Origin of the sequence: Streptomyces liliifuscus (genome assembly GCF_016598615.1) — a bacterium.
Lineage (GTDB): Bacteria > Actinomycetota > Actinomycetes > Streptomycetales > Streptomycetaceae > Streptomyces > Streptomyces liliifuscus.
The window spans coordinates 2,589,090-2,605,633 of record NZ_CP066831.1 but is presented as its reverse complement, the minus strand read 5'-3'; the positions used below and the strand labels follow the sequence as shown (position 1 = coordinate 2,605,633).

Below are 16,544 nucleotides of genomic sequence, written 5' to 3'. Positions count from 1 at the left end.
GTACTGCCCGTACGGACGGCAGGGCGCGGCACGTCACACGTGCCGCGCCCTTGGGTTTTCAGGCAAACGGGTTCAGCCGATGTGGTAGCTGTCCCCGTAGACCTGCCAGTCCAGGGGCGGATCCAGGTTCAGGTTCCGGTTCCTGAGGAAGACGCGCTGGGCGGTGTCCACGCGGCTGGTGTCCTCGTGGGCCTCCTCCTGCTTCATCGCCCACACCCGGGCGTCGAGGAAGGCGTTGAGGTACGTCACCTCGTCGCCGCCCTGGGCCGGGGGCCTGGCCCGGTCGAGGGCGCGCCTGCGGATGCTGCTGAAACTCGTACTGTCGCCGCCGTCGCCGTGCATCACGATGGCGTCGTAGTACGCGAACTGGCCGAGCGTGCCGATGCCGTCGGCCTTGCCCCGCCCGACCGCGGGGTTGAAGTAGACGCGGTCACGCTCGTCGTTCTGGGCCCGCCGGAACGCCTCGTCCTGGGCGGCCCGGCGCCAGGCGTCCGGGTATCCGGGGTCGAGGCCCTCGTGGGAGTCGGTGCCGTCGACGCGACGCAGGGCCGGCAGGTACCCGGCCAGTACGTTGCCCGGCCTGCGCTGCGTGTACAGCTCGACGAGGTCGAGCATGTCGCCCGTACCGGAGCAGAAGCCGATGATCCCGGCCGTGTAGCCGCGGCCGTCGCCGATGTCCTCGATGTACTTGTACTGCGCCTTCCAGTCCAGCGAGGAGTTCTCCGCGCTGGAGACCAGCTTCATGGCGATCTCCTTCTTCGCCGGGTCGTCGAGGCCGGCCGGCGCGGCGCTCGCGGACCTGGTGGCGATGACGGGACCTGCCACCAGGGATGCTCCGATCAGCGCGAGAAGCGTTCGACGCGAGGATCGTATGTGGGGGGTGTGCACGGGACCTCCAGTGGGGTGGGAGCCGTTCTCCGTACTGTTAGGAAGGTTTCCTACCAGAAATTCGGAGTGACGTATACCCGTCAAGGAGGTGCGTGTTGTGGAGGAGTCGAGGCCGTACGACGGGGCCGGGTGGCGGCGCGGGACCGGCTAGCGGGTCGTGACCAGCAGTTCTCGTACGCGGACGGCGGCTTCGTACGTGTCACCGGTGGGCCTGGTGGCGAGGTGCCCCGGCCGACGGGTCCAGCGGTCCTCCATGGTGAACCAGTCGACGACTTCCGGCGCGCGATTCTCGGCCATCGCGGCCCGCAGTTCGGTGAAGTACGTCGACCACCGCAGCCGGTAGAGCCCGCCGACCAGACCCGCCCACTCACGGTTGCCGTAGTCGCGCAGTCCGGCGTCCGCGCCCTGCCGGGTGCCCCACACCGTCAGCAGCGACAGATTGTCGTACGCCAGCCGGTCCCGCTCCGCCGCGTCCGCGCCCCAGGCCCGCGCGTCGGCGACCCAACGCCCCAGCAGATGCCCGGAGTCGGTGGCCAGCAGGGTCTCCAGTACGTCCATCAGGGCGAGCCAGTCCCCGGTCATCCGGTCGAAGTCGGACGCGTCCCCGGCCTCGTACGCCTTTCTGATGCGGGGGAGGAGGACGCGGCTGCGGTTGGATACGGCCTGGCGTGCCACGTCGAGGAGGTCGCGGCGGTAGGCGGAGGAGTTCCGGAGGTTCGCGCGCACCCGGAGCAGTTCGCCGAGCGCGGGCTCGAACTCGTCGGCGTCGTACCGGAGTTGCTTGGGCGACCACTTGGCGGCCGACTTCGCCGTGAGTGAGGGACGGGCGCCGAACAGTCCGTCGGCGCCCTCGCTCCAGGAGTCGGCGCGTGTCGTGCCGTACGCGGTGCGGCGCAGGATGTCCCAGGCGGCCTCGGCGTGCGGATCGCGGGCGCCGTAGCGGGAGAGGGCCCACTCCCTGAACCACGCCTTCAGATCCAACTCGCCGTCCTCCCAGGCGAGTTCGGAGAACAGGTCGAACGCGGCGGGGTTGTTGTCGGCGGCCTCGGGGAGCAGGGCGACCCCGCGGAGGGTGCTGCCCGGCTTGGTGCGCCACTGGTTGAACAGGGCTGCCCAGTCGGGGGTGTTGGCGCCCAGGGTCGTATGGCCGCCGAAGTTCCAGATCGAGCCGAAGGCGTACGGGGTGTCGCCCCAGTCGGCCTCGCGGTCCGTGACCTTCGGGAAGCGGTCGGAAAGTCCGTCGACGACGAGCATGTGGGACTTGTCCACGGCGTCGACGATCGCCCGCGGCGGGTTGCGCTGCCAGCCGAGGATGACCCAGATCGCGTCCGGGTGCGCGGTGAGCAGCGCCTTCTCGACGCCCTTCGCCGCGTCGGCGACCGGAACGTCACCCGGGTCGCCGCCCTCGTGCAGCAGGTCCATCTTGTAGAGCGTCGAAGGGCCGCCGAACATCTCGTCCTGGGCCCGGTAGAAGGCCGCCGCGACGCGCGCGAAGTGCTCGGTGCGAGGGTCGAGCCAGTCGGGGCGCCGGAGTCCCATCCAGGTGCCCTGGGGAACGGTGCGGGCCCCTTCGTTCCGGTCGGCGAAGCCCGGCGGGACCGTGCCGAAGTAGCCGGGGAACACGGGCGTCATGCCCAACTCCCGTACCCGGTCGGTGATTCGGCGCCCGAGCGCGGCGCGGGCGTCGAGGAGTTGCCGCGACACGGGATCCGGGAAGGCGGCGAGATTCTGCATCAGCCACCACGGCTGGTGGGCGGGCCCCGCGATCCACTGCCGCAGTTCCTCGTCCGTGTACCCGAACCCGCGGAACACCCGGTGGTACAGCGCGTCCGCGCCCGCGTACACCAGCACCTCGTTGTAGCCGTGCAGCGCCAGCACGTCCAGCTCGCGCTCCCAGTAGGTCCAGTCGTTGTACGCGCCCGTGTAGCCGTCGTTCGTGTCGTTGAGGGCGAAGCGGTGCGGGACGTTGGCCGTCCGGGTGACCGGTTCGGCGAGGCCGGGCAGGTCCGTCGGGAGGTCGAGCTGCTCGCCCGCCCAGCTGATGTTGGCGTGCGCGGTGTGCTTCAAGTACCAGCGGAGGCCGATGAGTTGGGTGGCCGCGGTGTTGCCGGTGATGGTGATGCGGCCGGTGTCGCCGGAGACTCTGAAGGTGTCCGTCCTGGTGCCCGTCGCCTCGAATCGCAACTGCCGCCAGTGGTGGGGGAGGAGCCGCCTGGCCGCCCTTGTCGCCGCTGCTGCTGCCGCCTCCGTCACGGGTGCCTCCTTGGCCGGGGTGCCGTCCGAGTGTGCGGGTGCGTGAGAACAAGCGACGGTACCGGCTGCGCCGGCGACTGCGGTGAGGAACGCGCGACGGGCCAGCGGCATGGGTGGGTCTCCGGTTCGCGACGGTGGGGACGGGCGTGGGGGTGCCGTGGGAGGGATACCCGCGGTGGGGGGACCTGGGCACGGCGGCTGGGCCACATGGGGGAGAACCGGCGGTGAACTGGCCGGGGGATTCTTTCGCCCCCGCCGCCCCCACCCATTCCCGTCCCTTTCGGGGGCCAGCCCCCGAACCCCCGCTCCTCAAACGCCGGAGGGGCTGAATTTCAGCGGGGTCTGGGGGCGGAGCCCCCAGGGACGGGACGGGTAGGGGCGGCGGGGGCGAGAAACCTCCCCGGATCACACCCGGCTCAGGGACTGGCAAGGCTGGGCCGTCGGGAGGCGGCCGGTGAAGAAGGAGCGGGGCGGGACGCCCATCAGCGTGCGGAAGTCGGCCGTCATATGGGACTGGTCGTAGTACCCGGTGGACGCGGCAAGCTCCGCCCACCCCGTCCCCCCACCATGCGCCAGCACATGCCGAACCCGCCCGATCCGAGCAAAGTGCTTCGGAGAAACCCCCACCCCCTCCGCGAACAGATTCCGCAACTGCCGCTCACTCACGGCCAACCGCCGAGCCAACTCCCGCACCTGCGAAGGAACACGCTCCACATCCGTCGACAACGCCTCGACGGCAGCCCGCAAAACCTCCCGCCGAGAACGATCCGCCCCGTCACCGGCCGCAAGCCGCCCCGGCAGCACCTCCATCAACCGGCCCACCGCATCCTCGCCCTCCAACCACCGCAACTCGTCCGCGAGTTGACGCGCGGACGCACCGGGAAGGTCCCCGAGCCGCACCACCCGCCCCACGAGCTCGACCGCCGGGACACCGAGCAACGGCCGCGCCGTACCCGGCCCGAGCCGCACCTGCACACACGACGCGAGCCGCTTGCTCGTGTGATAGGTGGCCCGGGTGCGCGGCCCGACGACGAGCGTGTCCCGGTGACCGTTCGCGTCGACCCGCACGACGACCTTCGTAGCGGCGTCCGGGACACGGGTGAACGGCTCGCGCGACGCACTGTCGCTGTCGACCGCCGCCCCGATCTCGATGCCGTCGATCCACGGCCGCAACGCGTCGGGGGCGGGAAGCGTGCGCTCGGCAACGTCGTTGGTCACCCGTCCACCGTAGACGCGCCGGACAGCCGCACGGGCTGCCGAACCGTGCCGGAATTTCCTAGAGCTTCCGGCGACCCGCTGGACACGCTGGTACTCATGATCCTCATCACCGGTGCCACGGGCACCATAGGCAGCGAAGTCGTACGACAACTCGCACAGCGAGGGGAGAAGGTCCGCGCACTGACCCGCGACCCGTCCAAGGCCCAGGCCCAGGCTCGGGCCAGGGCCCGGGTGCCCGACGGGGCAGGGACAGGGGGAGGGGCAGGGGCGGAGGCGGAGGTCGAGGTGGTGCGAGGGGACTACCTCGACCCCGCGTCCGTGGACGCGGCCATGGCCGGTGCCTCGGCCGTGTTCCTCGTCGGCGTCCTGGGTCCGGACGACGCGGACCGCGACCGGGCCCTGGTCGAGCAGGCCCGCGCGGCGGGCGTACGCCGAGTCGTGAAACTGTCGGCGATCGGTACCGGCGACCCCGCCGTCGGCAGGGTCGGCACCTGGCACCTCCCGGGCGAACAGGCCGTAAGGGGGAGCGAGTTGGAGTGGACCGTCCTGCGCCCCTCGGCCTTCGCCTCGAACACCCTGAGCTGGGCCGAGGCCATCCGGACCGGCGAACCCGTACCGAACATGACCGGCGACGGCCTACAGGGTGTCATCGACCCGCGCGACGTCTCCGAGGTCGCCGTGGAGGCGCTGCTCTCCGCACGGCACGCGGGCCACACCTACACGCTCACCGGCCCCGAGACGCTCGGCGTCCCCGATCAGGCCGCCATCCTCGCCGACGTACTCGGCCGCCCGGTCGCCACCGAGGACCTCACGCCGGACGAGTCACGCGCCCGGCTGACCGAGTGGGGCATGGACGCGGAGTACGTGGAAGGTGTGCTGGCCGGCAGCGCGTACGTACGCGGTGGTGGCAACGCCGTCGTCACGGAGGAGGTGCTGCGGGTGCTGGGCCGGCCGCCGCGCACGTACCGGGAGTGGGCGGTGGACCACAGGGCGGCGTTCGGCGAGAGCTGAGACGGGGGCGGGAGTGCGGCTGTGGGGAACGCTCGCCACAGCCGCACTCCCGCACGTGAGCCCTGCTCCTGGCCCTGCTCCTGCGGCAGCCGCCTCAGCCGGACATCTCCACACGTTCCCCGGCCTCGGAATCCGCCCCGGAATCGGCCTCGGCCTTCACCGGTTCCGAGGCCGACTCGCGCCCCGGCCGCAGCACCCCCGCCGCGAGCACCAGCCCCGCCAGCGCGATCCCCGTACCGACCGTGAACGCCAGCCGGTATCCGTCCGCGGTGGCCGTGGCGAGGGCCGTGCCGTCGTCCACGAGGCCGTCCGTGCGGCTCGCCGCGAGGGTCGTGAGGGTGGCGAGGCCCAGGGAACCTCCCACCACCTGGGTGGTGCTGAAGAGGCCGGACGCCAGGCCGGCGTCCTCCTCCAGGGCGCCGGACATCGCGAGCCCGGTCACCGCGGGCATCGCCGCCGCGAACCCGGTGGAGAGCAGCAGCAGCGCGGGCAGCACGTCGACGACGTACGAGCCGTCGGCCGGCACCCGGGCGAGGAGCGCCATCCCGGCCGTGATGAGTACGAGCCCGGCGAGCAGCACGCGGTACGGGCCGAAGCGGCCGATCGTCCGCGCGGACAGGCCCAGCATCAGCACCCCGATCAGGACGGGCGCGGGCAGGAACGCCGTGCCGGTCATCAACTCGCTGAAGCCCAGCACACGTTGGAGATACAGCGCCCCGATGTACTGGAAGCCGAACATCGCCGCGACCATCAGGATCTGCACCCCGTTCGCGCCGGTGAGCAGGCGTGAGCGGAACAGCCTCAGCCGCAGCAGTGGACGGGCGGCCCGCGCCTGCCGCAGGGTGAAGGCGACGAAGAGCGCGACGGAGACGGCCCCCAGCACGAGCGTGGCGCCCAGCCCGCGTTCGCCGGCGCCCACGATCGCGTACACCGTGAGCATCAACGCGCCGGTGACCAGCGCGGCCCCCGGGTAGTCGGCGCCCCTGCCGAGCCCGGCGCCACGGTCGGGGGCAAGGACGCGGAGGGCCGCGATCCAGGCCACGATCCCGATCGGCAGGTTGATCAGGAAGATCCAGTGCCAGTTGAGCGCCTGGGTCAGGGCCCCGCCGAGGAAGGTGCCGAGCGCGCCGCCCGCCGCGCCGACCGCGCTGAACACGGCGATCGCCTTGGCCTGTTCGCGCGGCTCGGGGAAGAGTGCGACGAGCATGCCGAGCACCACGGCCGCGGTCATCGCCCCGCCGACGCCCTGCACCGCGCGCGCCGCGATCAGCATGCCCTGGCTCGTGGCGACCCCGCACAGCACGGACGCCACGGTGAACACGACGAGCCCGGCCACGAACATCCGCTTCCGGCCGACCAGATCACCGAGCCGCCCCACGAGCAGCAACAGCCCGCCGAACGGGATCAGGTACGCGTTCACGACCCAGGCGAGTCCCGGGGCCGAGAAGCCGAGGTCGCTCTGGATCGCGGGCATCGCGACGGTCACGATGTTGCCGTCAAGGATGGTCATCAACGTGCCCGCGCACAGCACGACGAGGGACGCCCAACGGGAGTACGTTCGCTGTGCCGGACTCTGCTCCGGGTGCGGTGTGGGTCGCTCTGTGGGTGACCCGTTCCGGGACGTCATGGCCTTGGCCCTCCGTATCGCTGCAGGTTGTTCCATAGGTGCACGACTTGTAACGGAGGACATCGTGGGTGACTATGGAAACCGGCGTAAGGAGGCACTTCAATGTCCCAGGGGAACACCGGTGTTACGTCGCAGGTCGTGAGCGCGGAGGGCTGCCCGGTCCGGGAAGTTCTTGACAGGGTCGCGGGCAAATGGAGCGTGATGATCATCGTGGCCGCCGCTCACGGCCCGATCCGCTTCACCGAGCTGGAGCGCAGCATCGAGGGCATCAGCCGTCGCATGCTCACGCTGACCCTGCGCAATCTGGAGCGCGACGGACTTCTCACGCGGACCGTCCACCCGACGGTTCCGCCGAAGGTGGAGTACGAACTCACGCCGGTGGCCCGTGAGTTGCACGCCAGCCTGCTCGGGCTGACCGACTGGGCGGAGCGGCATCGCGTGACGATCGCCGAGTCACGCGCCGCGTATGACGCCGAGCACCGGCCGGAGCTGGGCGCTCCGTTGTGAGCTTCGCCGTGAGTCGGGTGCCTGGTGTGGTGTGTCGGCTGCGGGTGCGTTGTGGCTGGGCGCGCAGTTCCCCGCGCCCCTGAGGGGGCGCGCCCGCCCCCTCACATGGCTCAGAGGCCGAACCGGCCCGGGTCCGAGGCCAGTGCGCGGAAGTAGTCCCTCGGGTCCGCCACCAGCTTTCGTTCCTTGAGGTCCATCAGGCCGCCGACCGCCGTGAGCTCGGCGGCGACGGTGCCGTCGGGCTTGCGGATCGTCTGTTCGATCCGGAACGTCTTGCCCTCGCCCCAGATGAATTCACAGGTCACTTCGACCTCGTCGCCGGCCCGCAGCTCCCGCCGGTAGCGGACGGTCATCTCCAGGGACACCGGGCCCACGCCCTTGGCGGCCAGACCGGCCTGGGTGATCCCGGCGGCCTGCAGTAACGACCAGCGGGCGTGCTCCGCGTAGTTCACGTACACGGCCTGGTTCAGGTGCCCCTGGACATCGGTCTCGTACCCACGCACGGTCACCGGGACGGAAAACGGTTCGGCCATGACTTCTCCTTCAGTGGCTGCAGTGACTTCTGCGGGTTCGACGGCAAGCAGATTGGGCGCAAGCGTACTGAGCGGTTGCTCAAGGCCGTCAACCATTGAATGTCGTAGGGCATTCGGGGGCCGTCACGTCCGTCGCGGCGAGGCCAGCAGATACCGCGCGCCCGTACGCGGCTCCGTGTGCTCGCCCACCTGCCAGCCTGCCTGTTCCAGCGTCGCCGCGCACTCCCGCAGGGCCTCGGCGTCCGGTCCGCGCACGGCGACGGCCTCCGGCTGGGGCGTCGCCCGCACCCGGTACCCCTCGGAGTCCGTGGGCGCGTCCGCCGGCCGGTGCCCCGCCGCCTCCAGCGCGAGCGCGGCGGCCTGCACGAGATGCGTACGCTCCCACGCGCACGGCCGGTCCACGACCCCGTGCGGATTGGTCATGCGGCGCAGTTCGAGCAGCCCCTGCCAGGCGCTGTGCACCTCACGTATGCGCGACGGACCGGAGTCGATGCCCTCCTCGCCGCCGACCCGCGCGGTGAACACCCCGGAGGACTCCCGGGCAGGTTCCCGGGCGGGCTCGGCGGCTTCCGGAGCGCTCTCCGCCGCGTTGGCGGTCTCCTCGCGGATCCGATGCCCGGCGGGCGTCAGGAAGTGATCGTGCGGCGGACGCGGATGCCGGAACGCGAGCTCTCGCTTCACCAGCGCCGCGAGCTGGCTCTCCGTACCTCTGAGCCGCCCGGTCACGGGATCGGCCGCGTCGATGACGCGCCGCTGGGCGGCGGTCGGCGGTCGTGTCACGGCGCGCTCCTCCCGGTCCGTCGATGAGCGGGCCCGACCGACGATCCAGGCGATCAGTGGGCCCATTCGAAGACTACGACCCGGGTCTGACATCGCTCCGTCGCCGGCCCGTGAAGCACACCGTCCGCTCGGACCTGCGCCTGCTGCCCGGCCTCCTCCTACTGCCGGTAGCCGCTCAGGAACCGGCCGATCCGGCTGATCGCCGCGTCCAGGTCGTCGGCGTGCGGGAGGGTGAGGATGCGGAAGTGGTCGGGGGTCGGCCAGTTGAAGCCGGTGCCCTGGACGACCTGGATCTTCTCCCGCAGCAGCAGGTCCAGGACGAACTTCTCGTCGTCGTGGATCTTGTGGACCTTGGGATCCAGGCGCGGGAACGCGTACAACGAGCCCTTCGGCTTCACGCAGGACACGCCGGGGATCTCGTTGAGCTTCTCCCAGGCCACGGTGCGCTGTTCGTGCAGACGCCCGCCCGGAGCGGTCAGCTCGTGGATGGACTGCCGGCCGCCGAGCGCGGCCTGGATGGCGTACTGCGCGGGTGCGTTGGCGCACAGACGCATGGAGGCCAGCATGGTCAGGCCCTCCAGATAGTTCTTTGCGTGCTGCTTGGGACCGGTGACCACCAGCCAGCCCGAGCGGAATCCGGCCACCCGGTACGTCTTCGACAGCCCGCAGAACGTGAGGACGACCAGGTCGGGGGCGAGTGCGGCGACCGAGTGGTGAACAGCGTCGTCGTACAGGATCTGGTCGTAGATCTCGTCGGCGAAGACCATCAGGCCGTGTCGGCGGGCGAGGTCGAGGATGCCCTCGATGATCTCCTTCGGATAGACCGCGCCGGTGGGATTGTTCGGGTTGATGATGACCACGGCCTTGGTGCGGTCCGTGATCTTCGACGCCATGTCGTCCAGGTCCGGGTACCAGTCGGCCTGTTCGTCGCAGAGGTAGTGGACCGCCTTGCCGCCCGCGAGGGTCGTGACGGCCGTCCAGAGGGGGAAGTCCGGGGCGGGGATGAGGATTTCGTCGCCGTCCTCGACCAGCGCCTGCACGGCCATCGAGATCAGCTCGGAGATGCCGTTGCCGAGGAAGACGTCGTCGACGCCGACCTCCAGGCCCAGTGTCTGGTAGCGCCCCGCAACGGCCCGGCGGGCGGAGAGGATTCCGCGCGAGTCCGTGTACCCGTGCGCCTGCGGCAGCATCCGGATCATGTCCTGGAGGATCTCCTCCGGCGCCTCGAAGCCGAAGAGCGCGGGGTTGCCGGTGTTCAGGCGCAGCACGCTGTGGCCTGCCTTCTCCAGCGCGTCTGCGTGCTCGATCACCGGGCCCCGGATCTCGTAGCAGACCTCGCTGAGCTTGTTCGACTGCCGGAACTCCATGCGCGCTCGCCCCTCCGGTTTCGTGTGTTGCTTGGTTTTACCAAGTTCGAGCTTGGAAAGTCCAACAAGTTGTCTAGACTGCGTCGCATGTCACCTCGCCGAAGCTACGACCAGTACTGTTCCGCTGCCCGGGCCCTCGACGCCCTCGGTGACCGCTGGACCCTCCTGATCGTCCGCGAGCTGTTGGCCGGTCCGCGCCGCTACACCGACCTGCACGCGGATCTGCCCGGCGTGAGCACGGACGTCCTCGCCTCCCGCCTCAAGGACATGGAGCGCGACGGCCTGGCGACCCGGCGACGGCTGCCGCCGCCGGGAGCAGCGAACGTGTACGAACTCACCGCCCGTGGCCGCGAGTTGCTGCCCGTCCTCCAGGCACTCGGCGAGTGGGGCGCACCCCTGCTGGCGGAACGCCGCCCCACCGACGCGGTACGCGCCCACTGGTTCGCCCTGCCATTGCTGCGCTCCCTGGAGGGACTTGGCGACGGCGTCGTCCAAGTCCACCTGGACGAGGGGGAGTTCTACGTCCGCCTCGGCGCACAGGGCGGCCCCGTCTACGGGGAGGGCCCGGCCCCCGAGGAACCCGACACCGGCCTCACCCTCGACGCCGAGGCATGCACAGCACTCGCAAGAGGCGACCTGCCCCTCCTCGACGCGGTACGCACCGGCCGCATCACGGTCACAGGCGAAAGCCCCCTGGCCAAGACACTCCGGGAGGCGTGACCCCGTACCCCGGAACACCAAAAGCCCCGCCGCGCCATGGAGTTGGCGCGGCGTGGCTTTTGGCGGAGAGGGCCGAGCAGGCCCGATTTCAAACTTGCTGAGGCGCAACGCCCCTTCAAGGGGCGCGGGGAACTGCGCGACCAGCCCTCACCGTCCCGCAGACAAGAACCGGCCGTCGAACGGAGCGCTACGGGGTCGGCCGCACAGACCGCCCCCGCGTCAACGAGTACCCACCAACCCCCGCAAGCGCCGCCAACACACCCCCCACCGCAGTCCACACCCAACGATCGGACCACCAGCCGGAGGCCCAGCCGTCATCGGGCTCGATGCTGGACAGCACGGCGACCGACCCCTCGGACTCCTCGTCGCTGTCGCCGCCCTCGGCCGCCACGGCGACCCCGGGAACGAGCGGCTCGGCCAACGAGCCATCCACCGCGGCGGCCCCGCCGACATCCTTCGAGTCGACCTGGACCTCGGCGCTCACCGGCAGCCCGAGATCGGCCGCCTTGAGGCCGACCGTGGTCAGCCGGACGTAGTACGTGCCCGGCAACGGGTCGTCGGCCCACGGCTCGGACCAGGCACGGACCGTACGCAGCGTGCAGGACAGCTCAACGGAGGCCGCGTCCTGGGCGGCCGTCCGCGTCTGCGCCCCGTACTGGCACGCCTGGCGGCGCCGCAGCCCGTCGTACACGTCGACCTGCCAGGTCGCCGAGGCATGCGCGTCGGGCAGCTTCACCGTCGCCTTCACGGTGGGCCGCTGCCCGGCGTCGGCGGGGAACGACCAGTACAGGTAGTCGCCCATGGACGCGCTCGCCGTGGCCTTCTGGCCCTGGTCGACCTCGGTCGCCGTACGGAACGACGTACCGGCCGAGGTGGGCGCGGCGCCGTCGTCGGACGGGCTCGCGGAGGGGGAGGAGTCGGCGACGGCGGGGGACGCGGCGGCCCCCAGCACCAGCAGACCCGCACCCACCGCACGGACGACACGACCTGCTCGCCCAGCACCACCTGCCCGGCCGACACTCGACACACGAGTGTCCGACGCACGGGAGCCCAACGCACGCGGGCTCAACGCACGGGGGTTCAACACACGAGAAGCACGCATCAGTTGGTCCTCCAGACCGCGACCCGCCAGCGCGAGACCCAGCCCCACAGCACACCCGCGAGGAAGCCGGTGAGCACCAGGGCGCCGAGCAGCCACCAGCCGCGACCGAGGCCGAAGGAGGCCACGTCGCTCGATGTGTCGGGACCGTCGACGACGTCCACGGTCAGTTCGAGCGGCAGTCCGGGCGTGGTCTTGACGCCGGAGGCCGCCGAGAAGGAGTTGGCGACCTGGAGGCACACGGCCTCGGCCGCGGGCTTGCTGTCGGCGTCGTCGTCCTCGCTCTCCGCCTTGGGGTAGCGCAGACCCGCGGACATGACGTCGGTCCGGCCGGAGCCGGTCGACTCGCCGCGCACGATCTCGCGCCCGCTCGCGGTCACCGCCCGCAGCGACACCCCGTAGTCGCGGTCGACCTGACGGTCGGCCGCCACGCTCACCGACGCGCGCAGCTCGAAGCCCGCCGGGACGTCCACGCGGTACCAGCGGTGCTGTCCGAACTCCTCGCGGTCGGTGTAGAGCCCGGACTTGAGGGTGGGCGCCTGCGCGCACGCGTCGGCGCCGTCCACGGCGACCGGAGTGACCACCGGGTCGGCGGCCCGGTCCACCAACTGGTTGACCTTGTCGGTGAGTTCGTCGGTGTGCTCGATCGAGGTGTACGTTCCGCCGGTCGCCTCCGCGATACAGCTCAGCTGTTGCCGCAGTTTGGTGTTCGGCACCAGACCGAGCGTGTCGATGGTGAGGCCGATCCCCTTGGCGGCGATCTCCCGCGCCACCTCGCACGGGTCCAGCGGGGCGCAGGTGTCCTCTCCGTCGCTGATGAGGACGATACGGCGGGATCCCTCGCCGCCCTCCAGGTCGTCGGCCGCCTTGAGGAGCGCCGGGCCGATCGGGGTCCAGCCGGTGGGCGCGAGGGTCGCGACGGCGGTCTTCGCCTCCGTGCGGTCCAACGGGCCGACGGGGTAGAGCTGTTCGGTGTCCTTGCAGCCCGTCTTGCGGTCGTCGCCGGGGTAGTTGGCGCCGAGTGTCCGTATGCCGAGCTGGACCTCCTCGGGGGTCGCGTCGAGGACCTCGTTGAAGGCCTGCTTCGCCGCGGCCATCCGTGTCTGTCCGTCGATGTCCCGCGCGCGCATCGAACCGCTGACGTCGAGGACGAGGTCGACCTTGGGTGCTGCGTCACCCGTGGGTTCGCCGGCGACGGCTCCGGCCGGGAGGGCGATCCCGGCCGTCAGGGCGGCGAGCAGGGCGCAGGCGCCCACCGCCAGCCGTTGTCTTGTGATCATCGCCGGATCCTATTGATCAATGGCGTCACGCATCAAAACGAGGGGCGGGGCGGGGTGACATCCGGGTCGGCGAGCGGGTTCGGCAAGCGCGCCCAGATGTCCCCCGGCCGCTCGGGCGAAAGCCGCATCGTCGCCAACGCCTTGGCCGGCAGCGGCTCTTCGAGCAGTGCCGCGAGATCCGGGGTGCGCGGCAGATCCCGTACGGCCGTGGACAGGGCCTCTCCCAGGGCGGTCGCCGAACCCGCCGTCGCCGCCAGTGCGCCCGCGACGAGCGAACCGAACAGCTTGCTGCGCAGGACGGACTCGTCGTCCGTGACGATACGGCCCGTCAGGTCCGGGGCCGGAATGCCGTGGCGGGCCAGCCGCGCCGGGCTGATCCGGATGTCGGCCAGATCGCGGTAGACGAGCCGCAGCGGGGCGCCCGCGGGCGAGAGCACCACCAGCAGGTTCTGGCCGTGGGCCTCCAGGGCCACGCCCAGGTCGAGCAGCCGCAGCCCGACGGCGAGCGCGAGCCGGCTGAACTCGGCCAGCCAGGCCGGGGACTGGGGCAGCACGGTCGAGGCGAGAGCGGCGACCGGCACGACCCGCTCGCCCGTCCCCGCGTACACGTCCGGGGACTCGCGCAACACCGCTGCCAGATCAGGGGTGTTGGCGGTGACCGCGCCGAGGGTCCTGGTGATGTGCAGCATCCCGTCCAGACGCCCGGCCATCGCCTCCATGAACGCCGAGACGGCCGCCGCGGACTCGATCGAGTACACCGAGATGTCCCGCACGGAGGAGGTCAGCCGGGCGCTGAGCGCGGTCTTGACGTGCGGTCCGTCCGGGAGGGCCAGGGTGCGCAGGGACATCAGGGGATGCGCGGCCAGGCTCTCCCCGGCGACGCCCTCCCCGACCGCCCGCTCGTCCTTCAGCACATGCCGCGCCTGCCACGGGTGTACGGGGATCAGCACCCGCCCCGCCTCCCGGTACGGCCACTGGCCGCCCACCAGGCAGCCACCCTCCGGCACGGCCATCAGCCCCAGCTCTACGTCCGCCCGGTGCTCCGGCGCGTACGCCAGCTGCTCGGCCACCGAAAAGCCGGGCCGTGAACGGCAGTTGGGGTGGAACGGATGCCCGTCCACGACCCGCTGCTCCCACTCCCAGGACGTGAAAGGAGAGCTCGGCGCGGGCTGGTTGGCGCGGGAAAGGGCCAACGAGGCGACGCTGTGGCCGAGTTCGACGGCGAAGGCGTGCCCGTGCGGCAGCCCGAGCGCCGTCATGAGTGCGGCCGGGTGGCGGTACGCCGTCCCGTCCAGCTCGACCTCCATGACGGTGGCCCCTGTCGCGTACGCGTCCGAGGCCGGGCCGTGCAGACGACGCCCGTCGGCCAGCCGGAGCACCAGCCCGTCGCGCCCCGCCGCCTCCCGGCGCGCGACCCACGGCAGCGGCTCATGGACGAGCCCGCGCCACAGCCGGGTCAGCACGGCAGCGCGGGCACCGGGGAGTTCTGCCGTGTACGGGGACAGCAGGGCGGGGCGTGCGGTGCGCAGCTCGGCGGCGAGAACGGCCTCGGTCTCGGCCGGGGTGCGGGGAGGGTGCACAGAGGGCTCCTAGGGTGTGGGGACGGCGTCGCGGCCGGGTACAACGCCGGACATACTGAGCGCCAGGGCACCGTACGCAACGAACGGATCGCGTGGACCTCATGCACCCCATGCACCCCATGAACACCGGGGCCGGCATCGGCGAAGCAGCCGATGCGTACGCGGCGGCGCCGCTGCTCAATTGTCTGCTTCGGGAGCTCGGCGAGCCCGCACAGGGGCCCGGGGAGTCCGTGGGCCGACGGGTGTACAGGCTCCCGGCCGGGGGACGGCTCCTACGGGTGCGCGCCGGGCGCCGCCCCGCCGAGCCGGAGGCGTACGCCGCCGGTGCCTGGCAGCGCCTGAGCCACGCGGAACTGGTCAAACTCACCGCCGAGGTCCTCCGCGGGCACACCGGCCTGTCCAATCCCGAACTGCCCGTCGAGATGATCGACAGCCGGGACGCGGTGGCGGCGATCCTGGCCGCCCGGGACGGGACGACCCCGCCCGACGACCTGTATCGGCGTTCCGAACAGTCCCTGATCACCGGACATCCCTACCATCCCGCCCCCAAGGCCCGCGGCGGCGGCCCGGTCACCGGCTGGATTCCGTACGCCCCGGAGGCGTACACCCGCTTCCCGCTGGTGCTCCTGGGGCTGAGGGGCGACGTGTGCGTGGAGGACGGTGACACGGGCGCGCTCGACGCGCTGGGCGAGGCCCCGCCCGGCTATCGCCTCCTGCCCGTCCACCCCTGGCAGCTCGACCTCGTCGGCGCCCGCCCGGAGATCCGCGAGGCCTTCGCGGACGGCCGCCTCGTACGGCTGGGGTCCTCCTCGTGGACGGCCTGGCCGACGGCGGCCATCCGCACGCTGTACGTCCCCGACACCGACCTCTTCCTGAAGTTCAGCCTCGACGTCCGCATCACCAACGACATCCGCCGCCTCTGGCGCCACGACCTCCTCCGGCTGCGCCGCACGGACGCGGCGGTGACCTCGGCCTTCGCGGCCGTGGACACCCCCGCGGCCTGGCTGAGCGACCGCGGCTACCGCACCGCGGACTTCGCCTTCGAGGAGCTCGCCGTCCTCGTACGCGACGGGCTGCGTCCGCAGGTGACCCCCGGCGCGACCCCGGTCCTGGCGGCCGCGCTGACGGAGGCCTTCGAGGGCAACCCCCTCGACGGCCTCGCCGACCCGGTCGCCTGGTGGTCGGCGTATCTGCGTCAAGTCGTCCCGCCCGCGCTGGAGTTGTTCGCCCGGCACGGGGTCGTACTCGAAGCGCATCTGCAGAACACGGTGGTCGCCGTGGACGCTGACGGGATGCCGGTGCAGGCGCTGTTCCGCGACGCGGAGGGCGTGAAACTGCTCCCCGAGGTGACGCGCGCGGCCGGGTGGGAGCGGCTGGTGTACTGCCTGGTCGTCAACAACCTCCTGGAGATCGCGGAGGCGCTGGGGGAGCGGTACCCGGGCATGGAGCTCTGGGGGCCCGTGCGACGAGAGCTGGCGCGGTGCGACGCTGAGCTGCCCGAGGCGGCCGAACTGCTCCGGGCACCGACCCTGCCCGGCAAGACGAACCTGCTGCTGCGCTGGACCGGCGCGGACGGCGCCGACGCCCGCTATCTGCCCGTCCCGAACCCCTTGCCCACATCGGACGCGGCGGGCGGCGGGCAATCGGCGGGCGGCGGGCAATGAGCGGGCGGCGCGCAATG

14 protein-coding genes are annotated in these 16,544 nt (G+C 71.6%); 4 read left to right on the top strand and 10 right to left on the bottom strand.

The features are described from left to right. Window positions 1-72 precede the first annotated feature (72 nt). The 3 genes from JEQ17_RS11070 to JEQ17_RS11060 form a co-directional block, all read right to left on the bottom strand. Window positions 73-888, bottom strand: a complete 816-nt coding sequence (locus JEQ17_RS11070) for a chitosanase (protein WP_200395082.1) — start codon at window positions 886-888, stop codon at window positions 73-75. A 147-nt stretch (window positions 889-1,035) separates the two neighbouring features. Then, a complete protein-coding gene (locus JEQ17_RS11065) occupies window positions 1,036-3,252 on the bottom strand; it encodes an alpha-N-acetylglucosaminidase (protein WP_200395081.1) in 2,217 nt (738 codons plus the stop codon). A 294-nt stretch (window positions 3,253-3,546) separates the two neighbouring features. Further along, the gene (locus JEQ17_RS11060) at window positions 3,547-4,359 is read right to left on the bottom strand and encodes an AraC family transcriptional regulator (RefSeq protein WP_200395080.1); all 813 of its coding nucleotides are present in this window, start codon (window positions 4,357-4,359) and stop codon (window positions 3,547-3,549) included. A gap of 96 nt (window positions 4,360-4,455) precedes the next feature. Between JEQ17_RS11060 and JEQ17_RS11055 the strand changes: the two genes are divergently transcribed. Then, window positions 4,456-5,370, top strand: a complete 915-nt coding sequence (locus JEQ17_RS11055; protein ID WP_407700046.1) for an NAD(P)H-binding protein — start codon at window positions 4,456-4,458, stop codon at window positions 5,368-5,370. Between the two features lie 94 nt (window positions 5,371-5,464). Here the strand turns inward: JEQ17_RS11055 and JEQ17_RS11050 are convergent, their stop codons facing one another. After that, entirely contained in the window at window positions 5,465-6,997 is a 1,533-nt protein-coding gene (locus JEQ17_RS11050) for an MFS transporter (protein ID WP_267924774.1), read from the bottom strand. A 102-nt stretch (window positions 6,998-7,099) separates the two neighbouring features. Here JEQ17_RS11050 and JEQ17_RS11045 point away from each other — a divergent pair, with 102 nt between their 5' ends. Next, window positions 7,100-7,504 carry a winged helix-turn-helix transcriptional regulator gene (locus JEQ17_RS11045; RefSeq protein ID WP_200395078.1) on the top strand — a complete coding sequence of 135 codons (405 nt, stop codon included), beginning with the start codon at window positions 7,100-7,102 and terminating at the stop codon, window positions 7,502-7,504. Between the two features lie 110 nt (window positions 7,505-7,614). Here JEQ17_RS11045 and JEQ17_RS11040 read toward each other — a convergent pair whose 3' ends face one another. The 3 genes from JEQ17_RS11040 to JEQ17_RS11030 all read right to left on the bottom strand — a co-directional run bounded on the left by JEQ17_RS11040 (window position 7,615) and on the right by JEQ17_RS11030 (window position 10,184). Continuing rightward, on the bottom strand, window positions 7,615-8,037 hold the full coding sequence (locus JEQ17_RS11040) for an acyl-CoA thioesterase (protein WP_200395077.1): 423 nt from the start codon (window positions 8,035-8,037) through the stop codon (window positions 7,615-7,617). Window positions 8,038-8,160: 123 nt separating this feature from the next. After that, window positions 8,161-8,817: a hypothetical protein gene (locus JEQ17_RS11035; RefSeq protein ID WP_200395076.1), complete on the bottom strand. Its 657-nt coding sequence runs from the start codon at window positions 8,815-8,817 to the stop codon at window positions 8,161-8,163. Between the two features lie 158 nt (window positions 8,818-8,975). Continuing rightward, entirely contained in the window at window positions 8,976-10,184 is a 1,209-nt protein-coding gene (locus JEQ17_RS11030) for a pyridoxal phosphate-dependent aminotransferase (protein ID WP_200395075.1), read from the bottom strand. Between the two features lie 87 nt (window positions 10,185-10,271). On the opposite strand from JEQ17_RS11030, the gene JEQ17_RS11025 reads away from it, so the two are divergent. After that, window positions 10,272-10,904, top strand: coding sequence for a winged helix-turn-helix transcriptional regulator (locus tag JEQ17_RS11025; RefSeq protein WP_200395074.1), 633 nt, complete (start codon window positions 10,272-10,274; stop codon window positions 10,902-10,904). A 187-nt stretch (window positions 10,905-11,091) separates the two neighbouring features. Here JEQ17_RS11025 and JEQ17_RS11020 read toward each other — a convergent pair whose 3' ends face one another. Genes JEQ17_RS11020 through JEQ17_RS11010 form a run of 3 tightly spaced genes read right to left on the bottom strand, consistent with a single transcriptional unit; the run spans window position 11,092 to window position 14,863 of the window. Beyond that, on the bottom strand, window positions 11,092-12,054 hold the full coding sequence (locus JEQ17_RS11020; protein WP_407700045.1) for a hypothetical protein: 963 nt from the start codon (window positions 12,052-12,054) through the stop codon (window positions 11,092-11,094). Next, entirely contained in the window at window positions 12,006-13,283 is a 1,278-nt protein-coding gene (locus tag JEQ17_RS11015) for a VWA domain-containing protein (protein ID WP_200395072.1), read from the bottom strand. The genes JEQ17_RS11020 and JEQ17_RS11015 overlap by 49 nt, the downstream gene beginning before the upstream one ends. A 32-nt stretch (window positions 13,284-13,315) precedes the next feature. Next, window positions 13,316-14,863 carry an IucA/IucC family protein gene (locus JEQ17_RS11010; RefSeq protein ID WP_200395071.1) on the bottom strand — a complete coding sequence of 516 codons (1,548 nt, stop codon included), beginning with the start codon at window positions 14,861-14,863 and terminating at the stop codon, window positions 13,316-13,318. A 119-nt stretch (window positions 14,864-14,982) separates the two neighbouring features. Here JEQ17_RS11010 and JEQ17_RS11005 point away from each other — a divergent pair, with 119 nt between their 5' ends. Then, window positions 14,983-16,527, top strand: a complete 1,545-nt coding sequence (locus JEQ17_RS11005; protein ID WP_234048153.1) for an IucA/IucC family protein — start codon at window positions 14,983-14,985, stop codon at window positions 16,525-16,527. Window positions 16,528-16,544 lie beyond the last annotated feature (17 nt).